Genomic DNA, 26,968 nt, shown 5'->3' on the forward strand with positions numbered 1-26,968 from the left:
GCTTCAGCTTGGCTACGGCGTCAGAATGACCAAATGCACGGTTCATTTGTGTTTCTCCCTTGCGAGTATCGGGCGCCTCACCCGCTGTATTTGTGTTTAATTTCGCGCCGATGCATTGAGTAGCGATGTGCCGAGCCCAGCTTGGGCCGGCTTCTGCCATCAAAGCGCGCCCACTTGCCACGGTAAATTTCTAGAAGGCTTGAAGGTTCTCCCGGAACGTCTTGCCGTCATAACCGGAACGGATTGAGCCACGACGGCGGAGAACGGGAGCGAGGCCGTCACAAATTTCCGCAACGGCAACGCGCTGGCTTGGCGCAGTAATGAGGAAGCCGTCCCCACCGACTTCCTGCATGACTTCGTCCATTTTGGCAGCCACCGTCTCAGGAGATCCAACCAAGTCGAGATCAGGCCAGAGCGAGATCGTCGCGAGAGCCTCACGCAACGTCTTGTTCTTGACGCCTGAAAGTTGGATCTTCATGACGCTGATCAGTTCGTCAATGTTTTGGTGCTTCTGGATATCGGCATAAACCTCTTCGAACGGCATTTCAGGATTATATTTGCTGAAATCCATGCGAGTGTTTGCGCTCAAGTAGAAGAACATGTTCTGCATCGAAAGATCATTCCAGCGTGCTTCTTTCAAGGCTGCAGCGCGCGCCTGCGCCTCTTCGTCGGTCATCCCGAGCACGAGATCGACCATGAACATGATCTTGAGCGTAGAGGGATCGCGCCCATAAGCGCGCATCCGTTTGTGCATGTCCTCGCGAAGGGCTTTCATCGACTCAATGCTCGAAGCCACCGCAAGCAGCACTTCCCCATGCCGCGCCGAGATATCGCGTCCCTCGCTCGAGTTACCGGCCTGGACCATCGGCACATAGCGCTGCGGCCCGGGAATCGTATTCAAAGGTCCGCGGACCTTGTAGTACTTGCCTTGGTGATCGATCGTGTGGACCTTTGTGTAGTCCGCATAGACCCCGTTTTCCACGTCAGCCAATATGGCATCCGGCTCCCAAGACTCTTGAAGCGCCTTGAAGACATCGACCCATTCGTGAGCCATGGCGTATCGCTCTGCCTTTGGCGGCAGTTGATCCATGCCATAGTTCTGTACCGCTCGATGACCGGTACCCGTAACCAGGTTGAAGCCGACTCGCCCCTCGGTCAGGTGGTCGAGCGTGGCGAACAGCCGTGAAGCCATATAGGGGTGGTAGAATGTCGTGGTAACCGTCGGCACGATCCCGATGTGCTTTGTCCTTTCGGCCAGCAACGGCACGAGCGGCATCGGATCGTTCTTCGGTGAATACAGACCCAGTTTGAGGGTCGTATCCATGGTGCCGGCGACGGCGTCATGAATGTAACTCGTGTCTTCGATCAGAAGATAGTCGAAACCGGCTCTTTCCAGGGAGGTCGTGATGTCGACGAACAAGCTTGGCTTGACCCACTCGGTCTCACCGCGCCCCGTCCAAGGCGTATTGACCGTCCCGAGCGCATTGAAACTCAACTGAGGCAACCAGGGCACGATTCCGAACCCGCTCGCCATAAACCATCCCAAATGGTACATTATCCGATCCTCGAAATATTGGCGTCTTTGCACGCAGGGAGCCTATCGCCGGCTGGGCGCCAGGCAGGAGATTGCATGGTCATCAGACCGTGCGATGAAAGTCGCCAGGCCGGACTGCAGTTCGGCCCGGCAGGCAGTTTCACTATTCGAAGGTGAACTTCGACGTAGCTCCAGCACTTGGCCAAACCAGCAAATTCTGGCCTTTTATGATCTGGCCGGCCGGCACGGTGATCAGGCCGGGCCCGATCTTGGGTCCATGCGTGTCGGGCTTGAACTGCCAGCGGTTGCTCAGGCATTGGTAGTCGGTCTTCGACAGGGCTTCGTCGAGCTTGGCGAGTTCGATGGAACCGGCACGCTTGATCGCATCGGCCAGGACAGAACCCATGCAGTAGCCCTGAAGAGCCACGTCGCCGATGTCATTTTCCTTCAGCGAGGCGCGGATATCTTCGATCAGCTTCTTCTGGTCAGGATTGTTGACCAGGTCGAAAAGCATCGGCGTGAAAATCGTGCCGTTGGCCGCCGTGCCGGACGCCTCGAGATATCCTGGCAAGGTTGGCCCATTGACCCCGATATGGATCGACTTGATATCCTGCTCCTTAAGCTGCTTCGTCAGCGCAATCGCCGAGTTGGCGCTTGTAAAGATCGAAAGGATGATCTCGGGCGATTCCGCCTTGAGCTTCGATAGTTGCGGATAGAAATCGGCCTGGCCGAGCGGGGTCTTTTCGATGATTGTGTGCCAGCCGCTTGCTTCCGCGGAGGGCTCCAAGGCTTCCAGGATAGGGGTAGAATAGCCGGTATCCTCGGCGATGACGCCGATCTTCTTCCCAGTGGTGGTGATCTTGCCTTCCGCGACCAGGGCATCGATCACACCGATGACGGTGGCGGCGTATGCGTCGCTGCTGTAGTTATGCTTCCATGTATGAGCGTAGCGGTTGGGATCGGCGGCGATCTTCTTCTCGATCGCGAGACTTGTCGCGCCGGCAATGTATAAAACCTTGGGGAAGCCCGAGGTAAGTTCCATGACCGCGAGCGTCACGTCGCTGTGGACGAGGTCGCCCATGATGATATCGACGTTGTCGCGGGTGAGCAGCTTCTGCGCGGCGCTGAGGCCGACATCGGGCTTGGACTGTGAATCTTCGGCGATGTATTCGATCTGCTTCGAAACGCCGTCGACCTTAATGCCCCCCGCCGCGTTCACCTGATCGAAAGCGTAGCGGACGCCTTTTTCCAAGGCGAGCCCGGGTCCCGCTACCGGTCCGGTGCGGGGTCCGAATCCGCCAATCTTGATTGTATCGCCGGCATAAACCGTCGATGCGGAAAGACTGGCGACAAGAGATGCAGTTAATATCGTTAGTATTCTTCTATTCACTATACTTCTCCTTGGCTGAAGGCAGGCGTTCGTTCCCTCGGCGGGAGCGATTGAGGATAGTGTTGACGAATTCGAAGTTCAGGCTGCCGACGATGCCGCGCGGCATGACGATTATGACCAGCATGATCACGGCACCATAGGTCAGCATGCGGTAGTCCCCCAGGAAGCGGAACGCCTCGATGCAGAGGGTGAGGGCCAAGGCGCCGACGATTGGACCGGAAAGGGTTCCGAGTCCGCCGACAAGGACCATCGCCATCACGGAGACCATGACGTCAGGCCCGATGACAGCCGAGGGCGTCAGGAGCTGGATGTAGTGGGCGTAGAACCCGCCCGGTATCGCCACGAGAAACGCGCTGATCGCGAAGATGGTCAACTTATGGACGGCAAGGTTGACGCCGAGGCTCTCCGCGGCGTTTTCCCCGTCGCGTATTGCCGCCAGCGCCAGCCCGAATCTTGAGCGTACAAGCAATGTCGTGATGACGAATGTCGCCAGCAGCATGATTGCCGCAACGTAGAAGTAGGAAACCTTCTCGGTTGGGCTGAAGGTCATGACGAGGGGTCCGACTTTAATGTCGCCAAGCGGCGGGATTCCCCACAGCCCATTGAGACCGTTGGTCAGGTCCTTGAGATTCGCGCACGTGATCCGGACAATTTCGGCGAAAGCAAGTGTGATAATGGCAACGTGTGGAACGGATTTGATCCGGAGCACCGGCATACCGACGACGACGCCTGCCGCCGCCGCGATCAGCGAGGCGAGGATGATCGTCAGCCACGGACTGAGGCCCCAATGGATCGAGATGAGCGCTGAACCGTACGCGCCGATGCCAAAGAAAGCCTGATGTCCGAAGGTCTTCAAGCCGACGAAACCGACGACGACATTCCAACTCAGCCCGAAGGTGCCGAAGATCATCGCAAGCACGAGCAGGTGAAGCACGTAGGTATCCCGCACGAAGGTCGGGAGTGCCATGAGCGCTGCCGTGAAGGCGGTCGCCAAAAGACACTGCCTGGTGGAGAGGCTGCGATACATGGGAGTCCTATCGGCTTGGCTGACCGAACAGGCCCCAAGGCCTGAACCAGATGACGACGATGAGAGTGGCGAAAGAAATGACATCCTGCCACTCGGACGATGTCAGCGAGATACCGACGGATTCGACCACGCCCAGCAAGAGACCGGCGATGATGGCGCCCTTGAAGCTCCCAAGGCCCGCGAGGATGACAACCACGAAGGCCTTCAGGCTCAGGGGAACGCCCATCCATGGGTTGACGGCGTATATGGGCGCCAGAAGCCCAGCGCCTAGCGCTGCGAGGCCCGAGGCAAGCCCGAATGCGAAGGTGTGGATTCGTGCGGCAGGGACACCCAGCGCCGTCGCCGCCTCCGAATCCTGCGCGACTGCCCGGATGGCGAAGCCAAGCCTGCTGTAGCGCAGGAAAAGTCCGACGCCTGCAAGGATGAGTATGGTGCAGACGAAAATCAGCACGCGCTGATAGGGAAGCCGGAACGAACCGATCGTGAGAATCCCGTCGATATAGTAGGGGATCGACTGAAAGCGTTCGCCCCAGAGTTGAAGCGCGGCATTCTGGATGAAGAGCGACGCGCCGAGCGTGACGACGATCGTGCTGAACATCGCGCCGTCGCCTCCGAGCAGCGGACGGATGGCCAGTCGATGGAAGGCCGCGCCGATTGCAAAGACCACTATGGCTGCGACGGCGAGCGCGACGGCCGGGGGAAGCCCGAACGTAATGGCTGCGAAGAAGGTCATGTAGCCGCCGAGCATGTAGAATTCGCCGTGGGCGAAGTTCAGGATGCGCATCGTACCGTAGACAAGGGTGAGCCCGGCCGCGACCAGCGCATAGATGGAGCCGAGAACCAGCCCGCTTGCTACCTGTTGGAGAAAATTTGCGATCATGGCCGAACCTCGTCGAGACCCAGGTAGACGCGCCGGATTTCGGGATGGTCGAGCATGGACAGTCCGCTTCCCTCGATGACCATGCGGCCACTTTCCAGCACATAACCGCGGTCGGAGAACCCGAACGAAGTCTCGACGTTCTGCTCGTTAAAGAGAACGGCGACACCGGCACGATTGATGGTCCGCATGATCTCGACCGTCTGCTCGACCATCTTTGGCGTCAGTCCGAGAAAGGGCTCGTCGAGCATGATGATCTTGGGGCGCGACATGAGCCCGCGTGCGATCGCGACCATCTGCTGTTCGCCGCCGCTCATGAGGCCGGCCCTCTGATGACGACGTTCCCGAAGGATGGGAAAAAGGCTTTCAACCCATGCCAGCGAAGCGGATATCTGCTTGCGCGCGTTGGGATGATACGCCCCCATCAGGAGGTTCTCGTGAACGGTCATCATCGTGAACAGCCGGCGCCGTTCCAGCACAAGGCTGAGCCCAAGCCCGACGCGGTCGCTAGTCGAGCTGCGCGATACGTCGCGCCCCGCCAGCGTAATCGTGCCGGAACTCTGTTTTACCAGGCCGATGATCGCCTTGAGAACCGTGCTCTTGCCGGAGCCGTTAGGCCCCATGACCGAGACGATCTCTCCATTGCCAACCGTGAGAGAGAGATCCCACAGCACCTGGGTGCCCCCGTAATTTACATCAAGGCCACGAACTTCAAGCATGCGCGGAGCCCAGATACAGGTTCAGGACTTCCGGATGGCGCATCACTTCGGCGGGCGGACCTTCGGTGAGCTTGGTGCCACGGTTGAGAAACATCAGCCGATCCGCAAGTCCCGTCATGACACGCATATTATGCTCGATGATGATGATCGTGATGCCGCGATCGCGCAACTTGGCGACAAGGTCGATCAACCCCGGAATGCTGGGCTGGTCGACGCCGCCGGTCACCTCATCGAGCAGCAGGAGCCGGGGGCGGGTCGCAAGGGCTCGCGCGAGTTCGAGGCGCTTGCGCTGGCCGGTGCTGAGCCGCCGGGCTTCATCCCTCATCTTGGAACCGAGGCCGACAGCCTCGAGCAGCGTACGCGCCTCGTCTCGCATCGAAGCGATCGGCCCACCCCGCAGCAGGCAGCCAACCATGACGTTTTCCTCGACCGATAAATGGTCGAAAGGCTGGGTGATCTGGAATGTTCGCGCGATCCCGGTGCGGGCGCGCTGGTCGGGCCGCAATCCATTCACGGCGATGCCGTCCAGATTGATCTTGCCGGAATCAAGCGGGATGGCGCCGGCGATTAGGTTGAACGTCGTCGTCTTGCCTGCACCGTTCGGGCCAAGGATGCCGAATATCTGGCCTTGACCGACGGAAAAGCTGACCTCATTCACCGCGGCGATACCGCCGAAACGGACCGAAAGATTTGAAGCCGTGAAAAACGCCCCGTCGGTCATCGTGTGATACCGGAGCAGGCGGAATGGTTCACAAGCCTTTGCAGCGGATACATCTGCTACGCTTCGGCACATGTGCTACGTTTCGGCAAGGACGTGGCTTTGAAATTTCTTTCATTTTAATCCTGAAACGTCGCTCCCTCTATGGACCCACCACGATGTCGGGCGCGTTACCTCTGGTGATCGTAGAGCGTCCGGCGGGTGGAACAACGAACTTTTTGTTCGGTTCTGTTGCCTCCTGTGCAGCAATGCATTCGCCTAGCACTTCCTTGGCTCGACGCCGCGTCCAGCGATAAAGATTATTACTGCAGCGGTCATCCGCCTGACGAGGAGAGGCTGACGCGCTCGTTGAAGCCCTGCGCGTCTTCGACGGCCAGACCCTAAACCAATACGGGAATGCGGTCGTAGAGCGCATAGACGCGTGAAGCGATACAGGTCGGCACCATCAGACTCTTGAGCGGCTCGCCGGTAACGGCGAAATGCGCCCCGGCCCCAGGCGTCCAGCCATGCTGCAATGGTGTCGGCGAGCGCGATAGGAGTTCACCTCGCGCACAAGCGAGCAGAAAGCGCTCGTTCTGTCCTTTTTTCTAATCGTGTCGGAAGGAAGTATAAGGTCCATCGAAATGCGCACAATCAGCCATGCATGTCGGACATGATGCATGGCATGCATCAGTCGAGTGTCTGCCGGATTACCTCCTTGATCCACCCTCGTAGCTGATCGATAGCCTTGTCGTTGCCCCGCTTGGCCGCCGTGATAAAGAAGTAGCTTCCAAGAACGACATTCGAGTGGCCGATCTCGACCAACCGGCCGGATCGCAGATCGTTCTTGACGAGAAGTTCGTTTGCGATCGCGACACCATGTCCGAGCCTGGCTGCCTCAATGGTCAACTGGACTTGCCAGAGGCGCGTTCCGCGCAAGGCGGGGACATCGGTCACGCCGGCGAGCTTGAACCAGCGCTCCCATGCCTCCGATGAACGGTCGTGGATCAGTGGCAGGCGAAGCAATTCCGAAGTCGCCGATATCGGCCCGTGACGATCGTAGAAGGCAGGGCTGATGACAGGCAGGACCCGCGGGCTCGCCAGGATTTCCGCTGTTAATCCGCTGGGTTCGGCATCTATGCTGGACAGGTAAATGATCTCGGCGTCCGCCTCGTCATGCATCAGATCGGGGCGCGACATCGTCGGCTTCAGAAGGATTTCGTGGTCGCTGAACCGGCTCTCGAGATCGGGGAGCAACGGCAGCAGCAATTGGTTGGCAATGCCGGGCTTGCACCAGATATCGAGGCTTCGTTTGACCGGTGGCCGAAAAGCCGACGTTGCTGCGATCATGATGTCAAAGGCGCGCGTGACCCGGTCGTGAAAGCCCCGGCCCTCGACCGACAGGGCGATGCCCCGGCCCTGCGGCTCTACCAGCGTCGCATCGAGATCAAGCTGGAGATTGCGGATATGCCGGGAGATCACGGTTGGGCTGACGCCCAACTCGTCACCGGCGGCCTTGATGCTGCCAAGCCGGCCAACGGCCTCGAATGCACGCAAGGTTATGAGCGGGGGTAGCCGGGGTCGTGAGCCGAAAGGACGAACGCGGGGAGCTTCGACGTAGAAATCGGGATGATCCATCGGTACTCGCGTGACGCAAAACCCTACTCGCCGGTGCCGAACCGGCACGTCGACCGCCCAGGCTACCATACGCAGGGCCTGAACTCTATATCCCCATCCGCTAGAAGGTTATATGCTCGCATTCTTTTGTGATCAAAATTTAGGCGATGTGATCCTGTCGCGGATCATCAGGTCAAGTTCCGCTCGACACCCCAACCGACGGCGCGGACATGCTTCGGCGCAGGAACAGGAAACGTCGGCCCATTCCAGCTCCAACGAAGCGATTCGCCGTCTACTTTGATGCAGCGATACGCGGCGCTGTGCTCTGGACGCGGCCGGGCGATGTGTCGGTCCCGCGCAGGTCTTTCGCTCGAGAGTTACCCCAAAGAGCCAAGTACCATCACCCTGGAACTGCTCGTCTATCTCACCGGGCTGGTCGATGTCGGCGTACCGCTGACGGTCACCGGAATTTACCGGCTGGCAGGGCCGCCGTGACGCTTGGCGCCTTTCGTTCATGTGCAGCAATAATGCCGTTCACTGATATTGATTTGAGTTGACAAACGCCATGATTTCTAGAAAATCGAATCCGCAATGTAAGCCGTTGCGCGACTGCTGGGCCACAAGATCCTGGTGGATATCTGTCCATACTGCACGGCTTCAGGCGAATGAACCCTCATCGTTCTCTTAATTGCCGTGCGGATTTCGCACCGGTGAGGTCTATATGCTGGAAATCTCAATAGTTGTTGGCAATCCAAAGCCAAAATCGAGAACGTGCCGCATCGCGGAGATGTTTGCGGCGCAATTCGTCGGGCCGTCTCCCGCAAATATCAGGGTGATCGATCTCGCGGACCATATCGAAGAGCTGTTCAGATGGCCGTCGGAGACGATGGCGGAACTGAATGCGGAGGTCGCCAGGTCGAATTTCGCTATCTTCGCGTCACCCACCTACAAGGCGAGCTATACTGGCCTGCTCAAAGCTTTCCTCGATCGCTACCCCGCCAGCGGCCTGAGGGGAGTTACGGCCGTCGCGCTGATGACGGGCGCGGATTTCGGTCACTCCATGGCGCCAACCGTGAATCTTGCTCCGTTGCTCATGGAACTCGGCGCCTCGGTCCCCATGCGCGGGCTCTATTTCAACACGGGCCAGATCGATAAGGTCGACAGTGTCGTGGAAGGTTATGCCGCCGAGCTTCGCGAGACGTTTGCCAGGCTTGCCCTGATCGGACAGGCGACTGCCCATGCGCCGCGTCTCAAAGTCGAGGAGGCGCTCTAATGTTGTGCCCTTCACTGGATGCACGCACGTTTCGAGATGCTCTGGGCTTTTACGCATCGGGCATAACCGTCATAAGTACGGTGCTTGACGGTGCGCCGATCGGATTTACCTGTCAGTCATTCTACAGTGTCTCGATCGACCCACCGCTCGTTTCATTCAGCGTCATGCGCACATCCTCACGCTGGCCGCGGGTACGTTCCACCGGCAAACTTGCAATCAATGTGCTGTCATCGCATCAGGCTGCGGTATCAACGGCTTTCGGCCGAGGGCTACCGGACATGTGGTCGAATATCGATTGGATCACCAGCCCGGAGGGTAATCCTTTCCTCGATGGGGCCCTATTGAGTCTTGATTGCCGTATTCATGCAGAGCACGAGGCGGGCGACCACTGGATCGTCGTGGCGGAAGTCTTGAACCTGCATCATGATGCGCCTGCAGAGGCAATCAAAAAGCCGTTGCTTTACTACAAGGGCAGATACCACGAGCTGGCGATGGAATGCGCTTCGTCTTGAGGCGACGTTCCGGCCGCATCGTAGAGGTGTGTTGCCGATGCTGGCCACAGGTCCCGAGCCTCGTTTCCGCAGAGGCTCGGGTCTTTAAAGCCCCGCTAAAGCTCGTCGCGTCCAAACGAACTTAGGCGACCCGCCTTAAGCCTTGTGTTTATGCATGTCGTTATCCCAAAACCGGTTTCCATTTTCGGGCGGCATTCATCATCCAATTGATGGAAAGCCGGTTAACTCGTAGTCATTCCCGATTCAGGGCCGCGACCCGCATGAAATTGCCGCCGAGGGCGTTTCATGGGTTGCCGATTAAAGCATCGCGATTTTTCAGATTCGCTTGACGCGCTTTAAGTCCTTGTTTTGTTGCATGTCGTTATCCCGGACCGGTTCCCACTTTCGGGCGACATGCATTAAATGCCATGGCATCGCAAACTTAACGGTCGCAGCACAAGAGCAGGTGACGAATTTCTACGGTTCGTCATGTCCGGACGATTTCAGCCCATAAATGGGTAATCGTCACCCGTGCAGAACGGCTTTGCAGAGCGTCAGAACCTGTCACGCCCGACAATCGCGCATCTTCGAAATGCCGTTAAGTTTACCATGCTCTGTGGCGTTCCTCAGAATTCGAACAAAAATCCGCCATTCCTTGCGCGAACTCGACCTGCATGCGGCGCGCCGAAATGCATCGGCAATATCAACGCGTTTCGCTCCGCGCTCTCCTCAAGGACACGCAAGCGCGTTTTGATCGCTTGTTCGGGGTCCATGCACACGTTGCTGTTCCAGGTCGGTTGATAGACCTGGATGGGATTGTGCATAACGTCCGTGATGAAGGCAGCTTCTTCACCGTCGCCAAGCAGCCGAAGCATGATCTGGCCAGGCGAGTGACCCGGAGCTGGCTCGATCAGGAGGTTATCGAGAAGCTGTTCGGTCATGTCGACAGCCTGGACTTGGCCCGCCTCGACGATGGGCAACACCGAGTCCATGAAGACCTGTCGCGGCTCCTCGGGAAGATGCGGATTTTGGGACGGATTCCAAAAATTGAGTTCCTCGCGCGAAATTACATATTTCGCGTTTGGAAATGTCGGGACCCAGCGGCCATCTTCAAGGCGGGTGTTCCACCCTACATGATCCACGTGCAGATGCGTGCAGACGACGTAGTCAACGTCTTCAGGCCGAATGCCGGTCTGCACAAGCCGATCAAAATAAGGCGTATCCAACTGGTGGAAGAATGGCGATTCAACCCTGTTCTTACCGTTGCCGCATCCTGTATCGATCAGGATGGTGTGGTGCGGCGTGCGGATCAGCCAGGAATGGACCGACATGATGAACTGGTCGGTCGATGCCTGGTAAAAGCCTTTAGCCAACCAATCACCGTGCTCTTCCAGTACTGCGGGATCCCATGTCGCCAACAATTCCGCTGGCCGCATCGCCGGACCAAGGAGTTCTTCGATCCGGGTGATTGTTGCATTTCCGATCTTCCATGTGGTTTCCGATTTTGCACTCACGGGTACACCTTTTCTGTTCCGTGGTATTTCCACGGTCGCGTTGACCAAATTGTCGTTCTAGAATTCCAAATCCGTCGCGCTCTTCAGCGCAGGCGTTGGCTACGCCTGCGCTGAATTGAGCGGATGCCTCAGCAGGCCACCGCAAAGCGACGCGGGAACGCGCACCGATCCCACCGCGCTCTATACAGTGCGGCAGGTACGATCTGTCACCGCGATCAAGGCCCGTGTCCCGCTCGAAAAGCCGCCGGTTACCTAGGACGTGTCACAAGGGTTCTTTGGTAGAGGTATTCGGCGTTAAAGCTCTTTCGTTTTCCACGGTCATGGAGTCCTTCACTGTTGCTGATCAGCATTCAGAGCGAGCAATTTCTGCGGCTCAATTGAATTATGATCATAATATCTAATGTCGACATTAATTCAATAGAAATATCCGAAGGCTTGTCGAAAAGATTGGGCGCTTAAGTCCATGACACATTTGAAAAAATCGTCTGTAGGGCCGCGCAAACGCCATGCTATCAAGCACCTTAAATCGCCTACTGCCGGTTTTTAGAAAGCACGATGCATCACTATCAACGTGTTTAGAGCGTCCTTTGTGCGTCCAATTGGACGCACGGCGCTCTAATGGCTAAAGGTCCGTGTCAGATGGAAAAGCAGAATAAAGCCGGGCGCACCGGCCTGATCCTATGTTTTGGCTTGCACGCGCCTTACCGGCTTCTTCTCTCTAGAAATTACGCTTGAGGCCGGGTCGCCCGACGCCAGAGATATCGCTGCCTCGATACCCTGCTGCAAGACATAGTCCGCCACGTCTTCGTCCGGTACCGCGCGCGCGATTTGCAGCGTGCCAACGAGAAGACCAAATAGCGCAACGGCTCGGCCTCGGGCGGCGTCTCCTTCGGGAAGCTGCTTTGCGATCATTTCTATGAACGGCCGCAGCCCTTTAGCGTAGGCGGCTCGCGCATCATCCGTTTGCCGCGCGACCTCGGGAAGCAGCGCCGCCGAGGGGCATCCATCGGCAGGACCGTCGCGATGACCTTTACTCAAATAGCCGCGGATCGCGCCCTCAAGACCTCCGTTCTCCTCGATCATGCGCTTAATTGCGGAATGTTCGAGGTCGAGAACGTGGGTCAGCGACTCGCTCACAAGCTGAGACTTGGACTCGAAATGCGGATAGAACGCGCCGACCGTCAGATCGGCTTCTTGCATGATGCCCGCAAGTCCAGTAGCGGCGATACCGTGCCTGCGAAATTTCTGGGAAGCAACGTCAATGATCCGTTGCCGCGTGGCTTCTTTACGGCCTTTTTCGTAGCGCATAACTGTATACTCCTCGCACACCCCAAGGCGGCAATACCAGTTTTGAATTACGATTATTATTTAATCCTTACAGGACAAATGCGCAAGCCTCGGCTGAAGTGGCCTGATGGTCAACAGATAGTTCGCCTGCGCGGGGCTCAATCCTTCCCTTTTGGCGCCTTCGGGATGTCCCTTTCTTTCGCCTCTATTGGCGGGTCACTTCGCGACGGCCATCGATTGAAGGTCACGCGGCCACATCGCGCCCGAACGCTCGGCAACGATGCAGATCATCGCGCCAACGATTGAAGCGAGAGCCAGGATGATAAACAGCCCAGTGGTCGAGGCCCCAAAAACGGCGACTGCCAGCCATCCCCCTCCCGCTGCGATCACAAGGCGCGCCGTTGCGGCCAGGAAAATCCATTTCATGTGGCCACTGCCCTGGGCTGCAAAGGTAAGGATAAAGATGATGCCGCTGGCGGCGTATACTGGTCCGGCAATCCTAAAATAAAGCGCACCGGTCTCGGAAATGGCCGCATCATGTGTGAAAAGACCGATCCACAGCATTGGAAAGAGCGCGACAATGAGACCCACGACCTCCGTGAAAACTGCGCTAATCGCCGCTCCCGTCCACGCGATCTTTCTCGCCCTCTCGATTTGACCCGCACCTGTATTCGTCGCGACCATGGTAAGGACCGCTGTCCCGAGGCCAAACAGGATTGGTATGAGGACATAGTCAAGGCGGGAAGCCGTTCCGTAGCCACCGATCGCGTCCACTCCGAATAGTCCGACTGCACCAGTCACGAGCACGATCATCAAGTTCAACTGCAGCGTATTTGCCGCGGCTGGAACGCCGACTTTGAGGATGTCCTTGAACAAGCGCCACTGAAGCGCTTCCGCGGAAAGCGTCAACCCCGATCGGCCGCTTGCCATGTATTTCAGCATCACCGCTGCGGCCACCCAGTAATACAGGCTCACGGCTATGCCGGCTCCCGCAAGGCCGAAGCCGGGGATTGGTCCGAGACCGAAAATCAACACCGGGGACAAAGGGACAAGGACTGCGGCACCGATAAAGGTCACCAGCGCAGGAACGCGCACATTGCCTATCCCACGCAGCGTGGCCGAAGAAAGGTTGACGATCCAGATCGGAATGGCAGCCAGGAAAACGTAATTCGAATAGATCAGAGCCGACTCGAGCGCTGCTCCGGCGCCGCCAAGCGCGCCATACAGTTTATTGCCGAGCCCGACTGTCGCCACCGTGAAAAGCACACCGAAGGCAACAGCAAGAACGAGCGCGTGCAGAACGAGCGAATTGGCATCGTCATGCCGGCCGGCGCCCACTGCTCGTGCGACAGCGGATGCCACACCGCTGCCGATACCCCCTGCCGCCATCATCGTCATCAGCATCCAGACAGGGAATACCAACGCTACGCCAACCAGCGCATCGGTACCGAGAAACGACACGTAGTACGTCTCGGCGACGTTGACGAGGGTCTGGGCAACGAGAACGCCTATCGTTGGAAGCGCGAGACGCGCCATGGTCACAAAAATGGGGCCGCTGAGCATTGCTTCCCGCGCACGAAGCTTTGCTTCTTCCATATTCGGTCGGGCGCGAGCCTTTGGCGTGATCGCCTCAGCTGGAAATTGGCCCAATACTGCTTTTTGCGTCATTTTGGTCGCCTTCGGTGCAGATGATACGTTCGGAATTCAAAGTGTGGCTGGTTTTCACCGCGCCCAAGGCACAGGAATCTCCTAGTAAGCCTTCGATTGCAGCTGCTATCGCCAATTGTGGAGCTTTAGATTATGACCATATTCTTTATGGCATATTGGCTGTCGATCACAACCTAAATTGGCTTTCATTCAACATTGCTGCATCATGCTTGCGTCTAAAGCTGCCTCCCGAAACCGGGGCGACATGAATTCGATCCAACCCCGCCAGCCATCAGTTCATCGGGATTGCTCCCCTCCGACGCTTGATCAGACGGGAAATCCCGGCACCGGCCGGAGTGCGCCGGCACCGTGGATCGATGGTTGGTCTCCAGGACGATCGATTACGTCGCTACCCGCGCAAGCCGGCTTACGCTACTGATACGCCAAGTCGTTCAACACGGCGCGCGAGCGCCAGCAATTGCCGATCCGCTCCGAAAGGGGCGTCGAGCTCCAATCCGACGGGAAGCCGATTCCTGCCGGTGCCGATCGGAAGCGTCAGTCCGGGCAGGCCCGCGCCACTCGCCGGAACCGTGTTTTTCGCCAAGGCTGTGAATGATACTTCCGTGCCTGCTATCGTAAACTGGTACTCCTTACCGATCTCAGGCGCCGTGCAGGGCACCGTCGGAAAGATGAGGGCCTCCGCGCCACTATTCGCGAAAGCATCCTTGAACACGTTTTGCAGTCTTGGTCGGCCGAGGTCGAGCGTTTCGGCATAATCGCCCGCCGATAACCATCCGGCACCGGTCGACACCACATAGTGCTCCCAGACGCCTTTCAGGCCGGGATTGAGTTCGCGAAGGATATCTTCGAATGAAACGGGGATATCGTTGTCCTGAAGGAAAGCCGCGATCGAGGTCATGGTTTCACGGAAGAAGATATTCCAGGTCGTTTTGTCGGCGAGGGATGCGAAATCATCGCCCAAGTCGATCTCGACCACATCGGCTCCAGCATCACGGATCCGACGCAGCGCCTCGTCGAACCGCTGCTCCACGTCAGGATCCAGCAAGTCGAGGTATTGCTTTGGCGCAATAGCAAGACGCACGCCCCGAAGCCCGTCCGTTTGCCCGCCGTCCTCACCACCTTCCCCCGTGACGACCTGATCGATCAGCAAGCAGTCTTCTACATTTCGTGCGAAAACGCCTGTGGTGTCGAGCACATGCGAGATAGGCGCCACTTTGCCACGCGGCCAACGTCCTGTCGTCGGCTTGAAACCAACCACTCCGCAAAGCGCCGCCGGTACACGGATCGAACCAACCGTGTCGCCCCCAAATGCCGCGGGAACGATGCCAGCCGCAACCGCAGCAGCCGATCCGCTCGATGAGCCACCGCTGACATGCGTCGAGGCGTGAGGATTCTTAACCTGGCCGAATGCACCGTTGCCGCCGGTCAAACCATAAGACATTTCAACGAGATTGTTTTTCCCGAAGACGATGGCACCGGCAGCCTTGACGGCGCTTACTACCTGCGCGTCCTCCGTCGGAACGTAATCTCGCAGGTTGCCGACGCCAAGAGTCGTACGCAGACCCCGCGTCATGTAGCTGTCCTTGACACCGAGGGGCACGCCAAGCAAATAACCGGCTTCACCTTTAGCGCGCGCCTTATCGGCATCGCGAGCGGCGGCAAGCACGGCTTGCTCATCGACGGTGATGAACGCATTGATGTCCGACTTGTCCCGGGCACGATCCAGCAAGGACTGCGCATATGCCTCCGCAGTCAGATCACCCGTGCGGATTGCTCGCGCGGCATCAACAACACCCAACGTCCCGCTATCGTGGGCGTCGACCGAGCCTTTTCGTTCTACCTGACTTTGCATGACACTCTCTATCATCGTTCGCGATACGCTATGAGTGCGCGCCAACGGGCGAGCCTCGATTATCTAATTATGATCACAATAACACATGATGATCATAATTCAATAGGGATGACGATAGTGCTGACCTGGTTTTGCAAAATGGTTATGTGCGGAGTTGAATCGCATGGACCGCCACCCTCGCCATAGTGGCCACGGGTGCTCCGGCTTGCATTTTACAAGAGGTCGGATCAAAGGAAGGATATGGATGACGAGCACAAGATATTCGAGAGTTGGGACGTTTGCGAGGGTAGCGCCTTGCGTCGCTCCGCTCGCCAGATTTGGCCAGCTCTACGATGATGTCCTTGCCCCAAGCGGCCTGCGGGCGACACAGTATACGCTTTTAACTCAGATCCATAAGAACAACGGGCTGCCAATGAAAAAGCTCGCGCTCAGTATGGTTATGGACCTGTAGGCGCTTGGCCATACCTTGAAACCACTCATTCGAGACGGGCTCATCAACCTTGCACCGGATGAAAAAGACCGTCGCGTCAAACGGGTCGAGCTTACCCGCCAGGGAAGAGCGCGATACACTGAGGCGAAAAAGCTCTTGCTCGACGCCAATAACCGGTTTGAAACGGCATTCACGAAAAGCCATACAAAGAGCGTAAGAAATGCGCTGAATGTAATCTCGTCGGCGAATCTCTCGGCGCGCTTCCTTTCAGGAACGACATCAGACACGTGATCCAGCCTGCCCCAGAGACTGCATTGAAGTCGTTTTGAGCAGCCTTTTGACGACTGTTTTCCTTATGCGCTAATGCATGTCGCCCGAAAGTGGGAACCCGTTTCGGGACAACGACATGCATCAAAACAACGACTTCAAGCGCGGCAAGCGAATCTGAAAGATCGCAACGTGCTTTAAGCTGGAAGACCATCTGCCGCGGCGGACTGACCTGACTTTTCGCGGCGTCTTCTTGGAAATTCCCTGGTGCGGTGTTTTCGAAAGGCGGAACGTGCGCCTCGCGCGGGTTCGCACCACTCATCACTCCATCAGTAGACAGTCCTTTTTCAATAGGAGCAAAATCCACAGGAAACGAACAATCCAACATGGAATTGTGGGCGACAAGACGTTCGAGGCTCTAAATCGACGTCGAATCATTGCCCTTAGGGACCAAACTTCCTAAATGGAGCTTGGTTGAGGTGCCTAGATGGACAGAGCATGCGTGCAAGCCGCGAAAAAGCAGCCGAAAGTCGTCAGAGGGTAATTGACGTCGCCAGTCGGCTTTACCGCGAAAATGGCTTTGACGGGATCGGCCTGAGAGACCTCATGGAAAGCGCGGGAATGACCCAAGGCGCATTCTACAAGCAGTTTTCATCTAAAGAGGATCTTGTATCGGAGGCGTCGGCGCGAGCCCTTGAGGAGATTAATCGGCGTACTTTGATGATGGTCGCAACCAATCCTGACGATCCGCTCGGCGCTATCATGGCCTACTTCCTGAGCGAGACACATCGAGACGATGTTCAAAACGGCTGCGCGATCGTCGCTCTCAATTCCGACGCCGCGCGCCAACCGCCAGAAATAAAGGCGTCATTCGAAGCTGGAGTGAACGCGCAATTGGGCGTGCTTGAGTCAGTACTTTTCACGACTGGTAGCCGTGACGCCCGGGATAAGGCTGTTGCTGTCTATTCTGCCATGGTCGGTGCATTGGTTTTGTCGCGTCTTGTCAATGATCAGGTCCTTTCGAAGGCGTTTTTGGACGCGGCTGTGAAACAGGTGAGACGCATTTCGTCTACCAGTTGATGCTCGCGTTTCAAGCTCCGTGGCCCGGCGCTTCAGACCTGTGCGCCATGATGGTCAAATGACTCGAGACCGCAGCCCCCACCAATTTCCGAAACGATCGAGTTGTTGATCCCGGGTTTTAATGGTGCACTATTTTCGCATGAATGGAGGGATGCGCTATGGGCCAGGTTCTACACGGGAGCGCCACGACGACAGAGGCGGTCCGTCGAGCGATACAAAATAGTCATGTCTGGACGGCGCCCGCTGATCAAGGGTTTGTTTTCAGCGATGGGATGGTCGGCGGCTGCGGTCATGTCTCCGGCCTTCACTGCGGTGTTTTGACCGCTGGCCCTGATGGCGTCCGCTGATTCCTTTGGCCTGATCAAGAGAGCGAGCTCAGGCTCCGACTATGCTGCAGGCTTTCAGAATCTGTCCTCGTCTGTTCCCATCACGTCATTGTCACCCTCGATTTCCGGCCCGCGGCGTCAGCCGATGATGTTGTCACACCGGCCTGCCGGCATAGTGTGTCTCGTCGCGCATGAGCGCGAAGACGATGCGGGCAAGCTTGTTGGCGAGCGCCACGGCGACGAGCTTGAAAGGCCTGGTCTTCATCAGGCGATCAGCCCAGCTTCTCAACGCATCGCCGCAACGTTTGCGATGGAAGAGGACGGCGTGTGCGCCGACCACCAGCAGCTTACGCAGATATCGGTTGCCCACCTTGGAGACGCGCCCCAGCCGTTCCTTTCCGCCTGATGAGTTTTGCCTTGGCGTGAGCCCAAGAAAGGCGGCGAACTCGCGCGGACCCGAGAAGGCGGAGATATCCTGGACGCTCGCCACAAGGGCGGAGGCGGTGACGGGGCCGATGCCGGGAACGGTCATCAGATGGCGTGCCGTTTCAGCCTTGGCGAGGGTCGGAATAGCCTGATCGCTCTGCCTGATCTCGGCATCGAGTTCGTTCAGTTGGCGCACCAACGGCAACAGCGCCAAGCGCACGGCCGTCGGGATCATGTCCCTGCCTTCTATGATGAGAGCCGCCAAAGCGCGGGCATTGTTCGGTCCCTGCGCGGCGATGATCCCGATTTGGGCGAGATGGCTGCGCAGGGCATTGAGCAACTGCGTGCGCTGCGCCACCAGAAGTTCACGGACCTTATGGTGCATAACCGGCTTGCTGTCGCTGCGGCGCAAACGTTCGCCTCCCGGGGGCCATGGAGCAATTATCAATATCGCTTCCGTCGTGACCCTTCTGCCCGAACGTTTCCACCCGACCTACAGCGCGACCAAGTCTTTTGTCCTGACCGTCACGCAGGCTTTTCATCCCGAAGTCGGGTCCAAGGGAGTCAAGCTGCAAGCTGTGCTTCCTGGCTTGACGCGAACAGAGCTATTGAAACGGGTCCGGCAATCCTTTGACGATCTCCCTCAGACGATCGTCATGAAGGTGGGCGACATGGTCGACGCGGCGCTTTCACGTTTCGATGAGGGGGAGCTCGTCACGATTCCTTCCCTCCCTGACGCCGCCGATTGGGACGCGTTCACGGCAGCACGGCTTGCGCTTGGCCCTGGCTTGTCTCGCAGTGAGCCCGCTGCTCGGTTCAGGGCTTGAAGGCTGATGAAATCGCGGCGCCGATCGTAGGGTCGGCGCCTGCCCTATGCGGCCTAGCTTCGGTCGCCACCGCATGCTTGGCGCTTAACGGTCCATGCAAGCAGGTCTCTCAATCGCGATGGAAAACTCGTCCGGTCCTCGATTGGAGATGGAGGTTATTGACTCATAAGAAAGGCCGACCTTTTCAGGTCGGCCCCAGTATCCTTGCTTTTGCGTGTGGATCAGCTCAGCCGAACCCGTACAGCGATCTTTCGACAATCAGAGCAGGCTGACCCCGTCCGGGAAGCCGTGGGCTTCGCGAAGCCGCTTCTGTGCGGCGAGAAGACCTTCGAAGTACACGGGTTTATCCGTGGTGTACTTAAGGAGGGCCGCAATATCCCGGATGCCCACCGTCACACCACCGACGCCCCAGCTGCCATTGGCGATTTCACGTATCATCACCCAGTCACCAATACGACTCGGGAAGGTGCCATCCACACCGAGGATGCGCGCGACACTGTCGTTGACCGTCACATGGAACGCAGCCTTGGCCTTCTGGTCCGCGCACCCTTCCGGGATGGTCACATCGATCAGGAAGCGTCCGTGCGCAGGCCCGTTCGTATCGGGCTTCCCGCCCACGAACCAATCAGAGGTTGGGTTGACTTCCTCAAAGAAGACACAGGCCACACCTCGTCCTTCGGGCGTGTCTGCACCGGCCTCCAGCACAAGAAGGGCACGAGTGAGGTCTTCGGCGAGTTCAGCCTTTTGTTTGGCGGTGATGCCGCCGGTCTGGTAGGTCACACGTATAAATGGCATGCTATTCTCCTCCTTGGTTTTGGTAGTTGGTTCAGTCGGATTTAGCGATCGGCTAACCGAATTGCGTTTGGCAGCCAGAGTCAGAGCGGATGTGTCGGCGCGCATCAGAGGCTGGCCCCTCTCAACCTGCTTCCCGACATCGTGCGATTGTTGCGGTAGTGGACGCTGAGCCCCTCGGCCTCATCGCCACTGCGGCCCGCATCAGAGGGATCCTCCCTCGTGAATCCGGAGCCCCGGCGTTCGTCGCTTGCGTTTGTATCAGGGCGGCAAATGCGGCTACCGCGAGGCTAAGAAAATTCCTGATCTCATCCTAGGCTCTCTTTGACCAGAGATTTTAACGGCGTAGATTTCGACCTAACCCTAAACGATATATCGATGTCAATCGAAATCTAATTTGGCGGTTGCCGCAAGTGGGTGAGCCGCGTAAAGCGCGGGATCGCCACCGACGTGTCCAGCCGCCTGTTCCGCGAGGTTTTTGGTAAAATGTTGCAAGGATTTGCACCTGCGACCTCACGCGTCTCCCTCACACAGGGATCAACGAGCGGCCGCCACTCCGGAAATAGGGAAAAAATTCCCAACTTCATCTGGAAAATAGAATACCAAATCTGTAGGGAAAATCAGATCTTAGATTACACATGGTTCCATTGCCAACTGGACCTGACCCATGAAACCTCATCGGAAACTCATCTCACTCGGCCTTGCCGCCCTGGCGACCAGCCTTATCCCATTTGCGGCGACTGCCGCCGACAGCCCTGTCAAAGGCGGTACGCTCGTCTATCTCGAGCAACAAGGCCATACGAACCTTTATCCGCCGAACGCTGGTTTATATTCGAATGGCGGCATTCTAAACCAGATTACTGATAAGCTAACCTATCAGAATCCGAAAACGCTTGAAATCGAGCCTTGGCTTGCCGAGTCGTGGCAGGTCAATGACAATGCGACCGAATACACCTTCAAGCTTCGCCCTGGCGTGACGTTTTCCGACGGAACACCGGTAGACGCCGCCGTGGTGGCCAAGAATTTCGACACCTTCGGTCTCGGCAACAAGGAACTTAAGCAGCCGATCTCGGAAGTGGTGAACAACTACGAGCGAAGCGAAGTCGTCGACCCGCTGACCGTGAAATTCCATTTCAAGAAACCTTCACCCGGCTTCCTGCAAGGAACCTCCGTTATCGGCACGGGCATTGTCTCGCTTTCGACACTCGCCTTGCCCTTCGAACAGTTCGGCGATGCAACCAAGATCATCGGCTCAGGCCCCTTCGTGGTCTCCGCCGAAACGATCGGCAAGACGCTGGATCTCAAGGCCCGCGAAGATTACAACTGGGGGCCGGCCAAGCTTGAACATCAGGGCCGCGCCTATCTCGACGAGATCAAGTACATCATTGCCGGCGAAGACAGTGTGCGCATCGGCGCGCTGCTGGCGGAACAAGCCGACTTCATCCGGCAGATCCAGGCTTATGACGAGCAGCGGGTCGAGGAGCAGGGCTTTTCCGTTTATGCGCCGGGTACGCGCGGCGTGAACAACTCGATCGCGTTCCGCGCCGATAACCCGCTTGTCTCGGATGTCAAGGTTCGCAAGGCGCTCTCGCTTGCCGTCAACCGCGATGAAATCATCTCGACGCTCTTCTCCAAGAACTATCCGAAGGCGACCTCCATCCTCGCCTCGGCGGCGCTCGGCTATGTACCGCAGACCGACAAGCTGCAGTTCGACCCGGAGAAGGCGAAAGCCCTTCTGGATGAAGCCGGCTTCAAGGTGGGTGCAGACGGCATCCGCGAAAAGGACGGTCAGAAACTTATCCTAACCGGCTACGCGTCCCTGCCGCAGCCGCAAAGCCGTTCCACCCTGCAGCTTATCGCTCAGCAATGGGCAAAGATTGGCGTGACGTTCAACGTGCTCGCAGGCGATTCCGGCAGCCAGACCGTTGACGAGCTTGACCCGTATAAAACCCCGGTTGCCGTCGGTATTGTTGGCCGCGCAGATCCGGACGTCGTCAAGAGCCAGTTCTATCCTACCTTGCGCAACCTCCTTCTTCAGAAGGGCGGCACCAGTGACAAGGTCAATTCGTTCGTCGACGAGAAGCTCAACGCCATCCTCGACGAGATCGCCTCTCAGCCCAACCTGGAAAAGCGCCTGAAGGCTGTCGAGGAAGCACAGGCCTATTTGCTCGACCAAGCCTATGTCATTCCGATCTTCGAGGAGCCGCAGGTCTTCGCCGGCGCTCCCTATGTCAAGGGTATCGGCTTTGAAGCGGTTGGCCGTCCTGCCTTCTACAGCACATGGCTCGACAAGTAAGGAAAGCGGAGCAGGCAAGGAAAAAGGAGATGGCCAGCTCAACCGGCCATCTTCTCCTGTGGAGGCAATGAGATGACACGATATGTCGTCGGACGAATCGGGCAGGCACTGCTGGTTCTGTGGGCAGCGTTCACGCTGTCCTTTATTCTTTTGCAGGCTATGCCGGGCGATGCGGTGTTGATCAAGTTCCTGAACCCTGAGCTCGGCCTCAGCGCAGACCAGATCCGGGAGATACGGGCCGCCTACGCTGTCGATTCCGGCTTGTCTGTTCAATATGCCAATACCCTTGCGAACTTCCTGCAAGGCGATTTCGGCTATTCGATGCAGGCAGGCGTGCCAGTCGCGACGCAGCTCGCTACCAATCTGCCGCCGACCCTGAAACTCGCGATGTTGGGCGCTGCCGCTGCCGTCGTCCTTGCGGTGATCATAGCCTTCCTCTCTTCGATGGCGCCGTTCGCGTGGATCAGAAACCTCGCCCAGTCGCTACCAGCGCTTCTTATCTCGGTGCCTGTTTTCTGGCTGGCGATCATACTGATCCAGATCTTTTCCTTCCGGCTGAAGCTGGTTTCGGTCATCAATCCCGGCCCGTGGGAAAGCCTCATTCTACCGGTTGCAACGCTTTCGGTGCCAATTGCAGCCCCGCTCGCACAAATCCTTATCCGCAACATCGACGAAATCCGCGCGCGCCCCTTCGTCGGCGTGGCGCGGGCCAAAGGTGCAAGCGAGATTCATCTTCTTTGGCGGCACGTCGCCCGTAACGCGCTGCTGCCAACCCTGACCATTGCCGGTGTGCTGTTCGGTGAACTGCTGGCAGGCGCCGTGATCATCGAAACCGTGTTTGGTCTCAATGGCATCGGTGGCCTTACGGAAAGGGCCGTCAGCAACCAGGATCTCTCCGTCCTGCAGGCCGTCGTCGTCATCTCCGCAGCCGCCTTCGTGACCATCAACCTCGTCGTGGATCTTGCCTATCCCCTCCTCGATCCACGCCTTCGAACCAGGAGCGGAGCACTTTCATGACCGGCGTAGATACTTTCGCCGACCTGACACGCGTTTCCGGGCAATCAAGCCTGAAGGAAAAGCGCCGGGTCACCACCCTTCTGCGCAGCTTCCCCTATGGATTGACTCTTGCCTGGCTCGTTATTGCGACCGTGCTGCTCTGGGCGATCGTGCCGGGGCTCTTTACAGCCTATGATCCGCTTTTGGGCATGCCGGGCGGCCAGCTCAAGTCCCCCTCGGCCGAACACCTGCTCGGAACGGATTCACTCGGTCGCGATCTCTACGCGCGTATCGTCCATGGCTCCGTCCATTCGCTATCCGGCGCCCTTGCCGCTGTCGGTGTCGGCCTGGTCGCCGGAACGGCACTCGGACTTCTCGCGGGATCCATACGGGGCCGGATCGATGCCATATTGATGCGTTTCGTTGACGTGCTCCTGGCGATCCCGACATTGCTGCTATCGCTCAGCATCATTATCATTCTCGGTTTCGGCACGCTCAATGCCGCGATTGCCGTCGGCGCCACCGCTATTGCCGGTTTTGCCCGGCTGATGCGCTCTGAGGCTGTTCGCGTCCGGAACTCCGAATTCGTCGAAGCCGCCTTCGGCAGCGGCGGAACCTTCGGCAAGGTGCTCTGGCGGCATATCCTGCCCAACTCGCTTACCTCGATCGTCGCCTATACGGCGGTGCAGTTCGGCTGGGCGATCCTGCAGATATCGACGCTCGGCTTCCTCGGCTACGGCGCACCCCCGCCAACTCCCGAGTGGGGCCTGCTCATCGCCGAAGGCCGCAACTATCTCGCCACCGCCTGGTGGCTGACCGCCGCACCGGGCGTCATCGTTGTAGCCGTCGTTCTCTCCGCAAACCGCATCAGCCAATCGATCAGAGGGGGCGCACGATGACAACCAGTGGCAACTCTGTTCTCGATGTCCGCGACATCCATGTTTCCTACGCTCAGGGCGACAGCCATACGGCGGTCGTCCATGGCATTTCCTTTTCCGTTCAGCCGGGTGAGGTCGTGGCATTGGTCGGCGAGAGCGGATCCGGCAAGACATCGACGGCCCAGGCGGTTATCGGCCTCCTGCCCGAAAACGGGCGTCTGGAGTCCGGTTCGATCGTTCTCAACGGCGAAGACATATCGCTTTGGAATGCAAAGCGACTGCGCGGCATACGCGGCGCAGTTATCAGCCTGATACCGCAGGATCCCGGCAATTCGCTCAATCCGGTACTCACGATCGGTGCGCAAGTGCGGGAAATCCTTTCGCTGCATGGCCGCATCCCTGGCAAGGAGGCCAACCGTCGGGTGGTGGAACTGCTGGAGCACGTCGGGCTCTCCAACCCGGACTTGCGGGCAAAGCAATACCCGCATGAATTATCGGGCGGGATGAAGCAGCGCGTGCTGATCGCCATCGCCATCGCCTTGCGACCGGCCCTGATCATCGCCGACGAGCCGACATCGGCGCTCGATGTGACCGTGCAGCGTCGGATCCTCGATCTGATCGACGACCTGCGCAGTGAATATGGAACCGCTGTTCTCTTCGTCACCCACGACCTCGGCGTTGCCGCCGACCGCTCGGACCGGATCATCGTCCTGCAGGGCGGCCGCATTCAGGAACAGGGAGAAACCGTAAAAGTGCTCGCCGCACCGCAAAGCGCCTATACGCGTAAGCTGCTTTCCGACATCCCGTCCCTCGCCGTTGCTCCATCGCGGCCAACGGTCGAGCCAGGGCGTCCAGCTGCCGTCGTCGTCAGCAATCTGGTGCAGGATTTCGACCTGCCCGGCGGCCGGACATTCCGCGCCGTCGACAATGTGTCGTTCGCCGTCGCGCGCGGAACAACCCATGCGGTCGTCGGGGAATCCGGTTCAGGCAAGACGACCACCATCAGAGCCATCGCCGGTTTCCAGAAGCCAACCGCCGGCCGGACCCTGATCGGCGATTTCGACGTCGGCAGCCTGCAAGCGGACTCGCTCAGGCAATTCCGTCGAAAGGTCCAACTCGTCTACCAGAACCCTTGGGGCTCGCTCGACCCACGCCAGAGCGTACGCGCTATCATCGAGGAACCACTCCTGAATTTCGAGCCGATCGGCCGCGAGGAGCGCGAAAGGCGTGTAAGCGCCATCATCGAGAGGGTCGGACTGCCGGCAGCCATCCTCTCGCGCCTTCCGCATGCGCTTTCCGGCGGTCAAAGACAGCGGGTCGCCATTGCACGGGCACTGGTTCTGGAACCCGAGGTCGTCGTGCTGGATGAGGCCGTCTCGGCACTTGATGTAACGGTGCAGGCGCAGATCCTCGCCCTGTTGGCGCAGTTGCAACGGGATCTCGGTCTTACCTACGTATTCGTCTCGCACGATCTCGCCGTGGTTCGCCAGATCGCCGACACCGTATCTGTCTTGCAAAATGGCAAGCAGGTCGACTACGGCCCCGTAGATTATATATTCTCCGCGCCGTCAAACGCCTACACCCGAGAGCTTATCGCCGCGATCCCCGGCAGCAAGCTGCCGGGATATACTCGGACACCATTTCAAACGGAGTGTTTTCATGACCCAAGCCGCCACATCCAAGAGACTGGGCTTTTTCACCCGTTTGCTGGATGATGTCCCCGCTGGTCAACGCTATCGCCTTGCGGCCGAGCAAATCATCCATGCCGAGGAGAACGGGTTCGACAGCGCGTGGATAGCACAGCACCACTTCCATTCGGACGAAGGCGGCCTGCCCTCGCCGACCGTATTCCTTGCCCACGTCGCCGCTCAGACCTCGAAAATCCGGTTGGGTACGGGCGTCATCACGCTTCCGATGGAAAATGCCCTGCGAGTGGCCGAAGACACCGCCGTCCTCAACCTCTTGTCGAACGGGCGGCTGGAAGTCGGCTTCGGCACCGGCGGCACACGGGAATCCTTCGAGGCCTTTGGTATCGATCCCGAAAAACGCGGCGTTGTCTATGCCCAAAGTCTGGAAACTGTTCGCACGGCCTGGGCCGGAAAGCCCCTTAGCGGCGGGAATGTACTTTACCCGGATGCTCCGGACCTGATCGACCGGGTTTGGCTCGCGACCTTCTCAAGCGAAGGCGCGAGGGTCGCAGGATTGAGCGGAAATGGCCTCATGCTCTCGCGTACCCAGCCGCGTCCGGCCGACAAGCCGGACTTGACACTCGATCAGATTCAGAACCCAGTCATCGATGCCTATCTTTCCGCATTGCCGAAGGGACGCGCGCCGCGCATTGTGGGTTCACGCAGCCTCTTCGTCGCCGACGACCGTAAGCGCGCCCTGGCCTTTACTGAAACAGGGCTGCGACGCGTGGCCGATCGCTTTTCCGAGCTCGGATACCGCATACCGGGGAACAGTCTGGAGGATTTGATCAAGGCGCTCGACACCCATGTTGGCACCCCGGACGACGTGATCGCTTCGCTGAAACAGGACACGGCGCTCGCCCGAACCACGGATATCGTTTTCCAGGTCCATTCCATCGATCCACCGCACGCGGAAATCCTTCGTTCCATCGAGTTGATTGCTGCGGAAGTGGCGCCGTCCCTCGGCTGGCACGGACCTTCCCAACCGCAACTCGTCGCTGCCCAGTAATCGAAAT

At 58.3% G+C, this 26,968-nt stretch carries 24 protein-coding genes; 10 read left to right on the forward strand and 14 right to left on the reverse strand.

Annotated elements, in window-relative coordinates; translation table 11 throughout:
• Positions 1-190: 190 nt before the first annotated feature.
• The 7 genes from AB4136_RS15620 to AB4136_RS15650 all read right to left on the reverse strand — a co-directional run bounded on the left by AB4136_RS15620 (position 191) and on the right by AB4136_RS15650 (position 7,882).
• Positions 191-1,555, reverse strand: a complete 1,365-nt coding sequence (locus AB4136_RS15620) for an NtaA/DmoA family FMN-dependent monooxygenase (protein ID WP_441931255.1) — start codon at positions 1,553-1,555, stop codon at positions 191-193.
• A gap of 142 nt (positions 1,556-1,697) precedes the next feature.
• Positions 1,698-2,924: an ABC transporter substrate-binding protein gene (locus tag AB4136_RS15625; protein WP_441931256.1), complete on the reverse strand. Its 1,227-nt coding sequence runs from the start codon at positions 2,922-2,924 to the stop codon at positions 1,698-1,700.
• The gene (locus AB4136_RS15630) at positions 2,917-3,951 is read right to left on the reverse strand and encodes a branched-chain amino acid ABC transporter permease (protein ID WP_441931257.1); all 1,035 of its coding nucleotides are present in this window, start codon (positions 3,949-3,951) and stop codon (positions 2,917-2,919) included. Before AB4136_RS15630 ends, AB4136_RS15625 begins: the two co-directional genes overlap by 8 nt.
• A gap of 7 nt (positions 3,952-3,958) precedes the next feature.
• Positions 3,959-4,831, reverse strand: a complete 873-nt coding sequence (locus AB4136_RS15635) for a branched-chain amino acid ABC transporter permease (protein ID WP_441931258.1) — start codon at positions 4,829-4,831, stop codon at positions 3,959-3,961.
• Positions 4,828-5,547, reverse strand: a complete 720-nt coding sequence (locus AB4136_RS15640; protein WP_441931259.1) for an ABC transporter ATP-binding protein — start codon at positions 5,545-5,547, stop codon at positions 4,828-4,830. Before AB4136_RS15640 ends, AB4136_RS15635 begins: the two co-directional genes overlap by 4 nt.
• On the reverse strand, positions 5,540-6,268 hold the full coding sequence (locus AB4136_RS15645; RefSeq protein WP_441931260.1) for an ABC transporter ATP-binding protein: 729 nt from the start codon (positions 6,266-6,268) through the stop codon (positions 5,540-5,542). The genes AB4136_RS15640 and AB4136_RS15645 overlap by 8 nt, the downstream gene beginning before the upstream one ends.
• A gap of 666 nt (positions 6,269-6,934) precedes the next feature.
• Positions 6,935-7,882: a LysR substrate-binding domain-containing protein gene (locus AB4136_RS15650; protein WP_441931261.1), complete on the reverse strand. Its 948-nt coding sequence runs from the start codon at positions 7,880-7,882 to the stop codon at positions 6,935-6,937.
• 321 nt (positions 7,883-8,203) lie between these two features.
• On the opposite strand from AB4136_RS15650, the gene AB4136_RS15655 reads away from it, so the two are divergent.
• From AB4136_RS15655 to AB4136_RS15665, 3 genes are all read left to right on the forward strand, one after another.
• Positions 8,204-8,356 (forward strand): hypothetical protein, encoded by a 153-nt coding sequence (locus AB4136_RS15655; protein ID WP_441931262.1) that lies wholly within the window; start codon positions 8,204-8,206, stop codon positions 8,354-8,356.
• A gap of 226 nt (positions 8,357-8,582) precedes the next feature.
• Positions 8,583-9,134, forward strand: coding sequence for an NAD(P)H-dependent oxidoreductase (locus AB4136_RS15660; RefSeq protein ID WP_441931263.1), 552 nt, complete (start codon positions 8,583-8,585; stop codon positions 9,132-9,134).
• The gene (locus AB4136_RS15665; RefSeq protein WP_441931264.1) at positions 9,134-9,646 is read left to right on the forward strand and encodes a flavin reductase family protein; all 513 of its coding nucleotides are present in this window, start codon (positions 9,134-9,136) and stop codon (positions 9,644-9,646) included. The genes AB4136_RS15660 and AB4136_RS15665 overlap by 1 nt, the downstream gene beginning before the upstream one ends.
• A gap of 605 nt (positions 9,647-10,251) precedes the next feature.
• Here the strand turns inward: AB4136_RS15665 and AB4136_RS15670 are convergent.
• The 5 genes from AB4136_RS15670 to AB4136_RS15690 all read right to left on the reverse strand — a co-directional run bounded on the left by AB4136_RS15670 (position 10,252) and on the right by AB4136_RS15690 (position 17,010).
• A complete protein-coding gene (locus AB4136_RS15670; RefSeq protein WP_441931265.1) occupies positions 10,252-11,139 on the reverse strand; it encodes an MBL fold metallo-hydrolase in 888 nt (295 codons plus the stop codon).
• 678 nt (positions 11,140-11,817) lie between these two features.
• Positions 11,818-12,447: a TetR/AcrR family transcriptional regulator gene (locus tag AB4136_RS15675; protein WP_441931266.1), complete on the reverse strand. Its 630-nt coding sequence runs from the start codon at positions 12,445-12,447 to the stop codon at positions 11,818-11,820.
• Positions 12,448-12,642: 195 nt separating this feature from the next.
• The gene (locus tag AB4136_RS15680; protein WP_441931267.1) at positions 12,643-14,094 is read right to left on the reverse strand and encodes an MATE family efflux transporter; all 1,452 of its coding nucleotides are present in this window, start codon (positions 14,092-14,094) and stop codon (positions 12,643-12,645) included.
• Between the two features lie 406 nt (positions 14,095-14,500).
• A complete protein-coding gene (locus AB4136_RS15685) occupies positions 14,501-15,946 on the reverse strand; it encodes an amidase family protein (protein ID WP_441931268.1) in 1,446 nt (481 codons plus the stop codon).
• A 620-nt stretch (positions 15,947-16,566) separates the two neighbouring features.
• On the reverse strand, positions 16,567-17,010 hold the full coding sequence (locus tag AB4136_RS15690) for a hypothetical protein (RefSeq protein WP_441931269.1): 444 nt from the start codon (positions 17,008-17,010) through the stop codon (positions 16,567-16,569).
• A 131-nt stretch (positions 17,011-17,141) separates the two neighbouring features.
• On the opposite strand from AB4136_RS15690, the gene AB4136_RS15695 reads away from it, so the two are divergent.
• Positions 17,142-17,723, forward strand: a complete 582-nt coding sequence (locus AB4136_RS15695; protein WP_441931270.1) for a TetR/AcrR family transcriptional regulator — start codon at positions 17,142-17,144, stop codon at positions 17,721-17,723.
• 480 nt (positions 17,724-18,203) lie between these two features.
• Here the strand turns inward: AB4136_RS15695 and AB4136_RS15700 are convergent, their stop codons facing one another.
• Positions 18,204-18,860, reverse strand: a complete 657-nt coding sequence (locus AB4136_RS15700; protein WP_441931271.1) for an IS110 family transposase — start codon at positions 18,858-18,860, stop codon at positions 18,204-18,206.
• A 7-nt stretch (positions 18,861-18,867) separates the two neighbouring features.
• Here AB4136_RS15700 and AB4136_RS15705 point away from each other — a divergent pair, with 7 nt between their 5' ends.
• Complete coding sequence (locus AB4136_RS15705) at positions 18,868-19,302, forward strand: SDR family NAD(P)-dependent oxidoreductase (protein WP_441931272.1); 435 nt, start codon at positions 18,868-18,870, stop codon at positions 19,300-19,302.
• Positions 19,303-19,560: 258 nt separating this feature from the next.
• On the opposite strand, the gene AB4136_RS15710 is transcribed toward AB4136_RS15705, so the two are convergent.
• Entirely contained in the window at positions 19,561-20,097 is a 537-nt protein-coding gene (locus AB4136_RS15710; RefSeq protein ID WP_441931273.1) for a tautomerase family protein, read from the reverse strand.
• A 664-nt stretch (positions 20,098-20,761) separates the two neighbouring features.
• On the opposite strand from AB4136_RS15710, the gene AB4136_RS15715 reads away from it, so the two are divergent.
• The 5 genes from AB4136_RS15715 to AB4136_RS15735 all read left to right on the forward strand — a co-directional run bounded on the left by AB4136_RS15715 (position 20,762) and on the right by AB4136_RS15735 (position 26,961).
• Complete coding sequence (locus AB4136_RS15715; RefSeq protein WP_441931274.1) at positions 20,762-22,390, forward strand: TIGR04028 family ABC transporter substrate-binding protein; 1,629 nt, start codon at positions 20,762-20,764, stop codon at positions 22,388-22,390.
• A 72-nt stretch (positions 22,391-22,462) separates the two neighbouring features.
• The gene (locus AB4136_RS15720) at positions 22,463-23,407 is read left to right on the forward strand and encodes an ABC transporter permease (protein WP_441931275.1); all 945 of its coding nucleotides are present in this window, start codon (positions 22,463-22,465) and stop codon (positions 23,405-23,407) included.
• Complete coding sequence (locus AB4136_RS15725) at positions 23,404-24,285, forward strand: ABC transporter permease (RefSeq protein ID WP_441931276.1); 882 nt, start codon at positions 23,404-23,406, stop codon at positions 24,283-24,285. The genes AB4136_RS15720 and AB4136_RS15725 overlap by 4 nt, the downstream gene beginning before the upstream one ends.
• Complete coding sequence (locus AB4136_RS15730) at positions 24,282-25,979, forward strand: dipeptide ABC transporter ATP-binding protein (RefSeq protein ID WP_441931520.1); 1,698 nt, start codon at positions 24,282-24,284, stop codon at positions 25,977-25,979. The genes AB4136_RS15725 and AB4136_RS15730 overlap by 4 nt, the downstream gene beginning before the upstream one ends.
• Positions 25,924-26,961 (forward strand): putative FMN-dependent luciferase-like monooxygenase, encoded by a 1,038-nt coding sequence (locus AB4136_RS15735; protein WP_441931277.1) that lies wholly within the window; start codon positions 25,924-25,926, stop codon positions 26,959-26,961. The genes AB4136_RS15730 and AB4136_RS15735 overlap by 56 nt, the downstream gene beginning before the upstream one ends.
• Positions 26,962-26,968 lie beyond the last annotated feature (7 nt).

The sequence above is a fragment of the Mesorhizobium sp. 2RAF21 genome, from assembly GCF_052115345.1.
In the GTDB taxonomy this organism is placed as follows: domain Bacteria; phylum Pseudomonadota; class Alphaproteobacteria; order Rhizobiales; family Rhizobiaceae; genus Mesorhizobium; species Mesorhizobium terrae.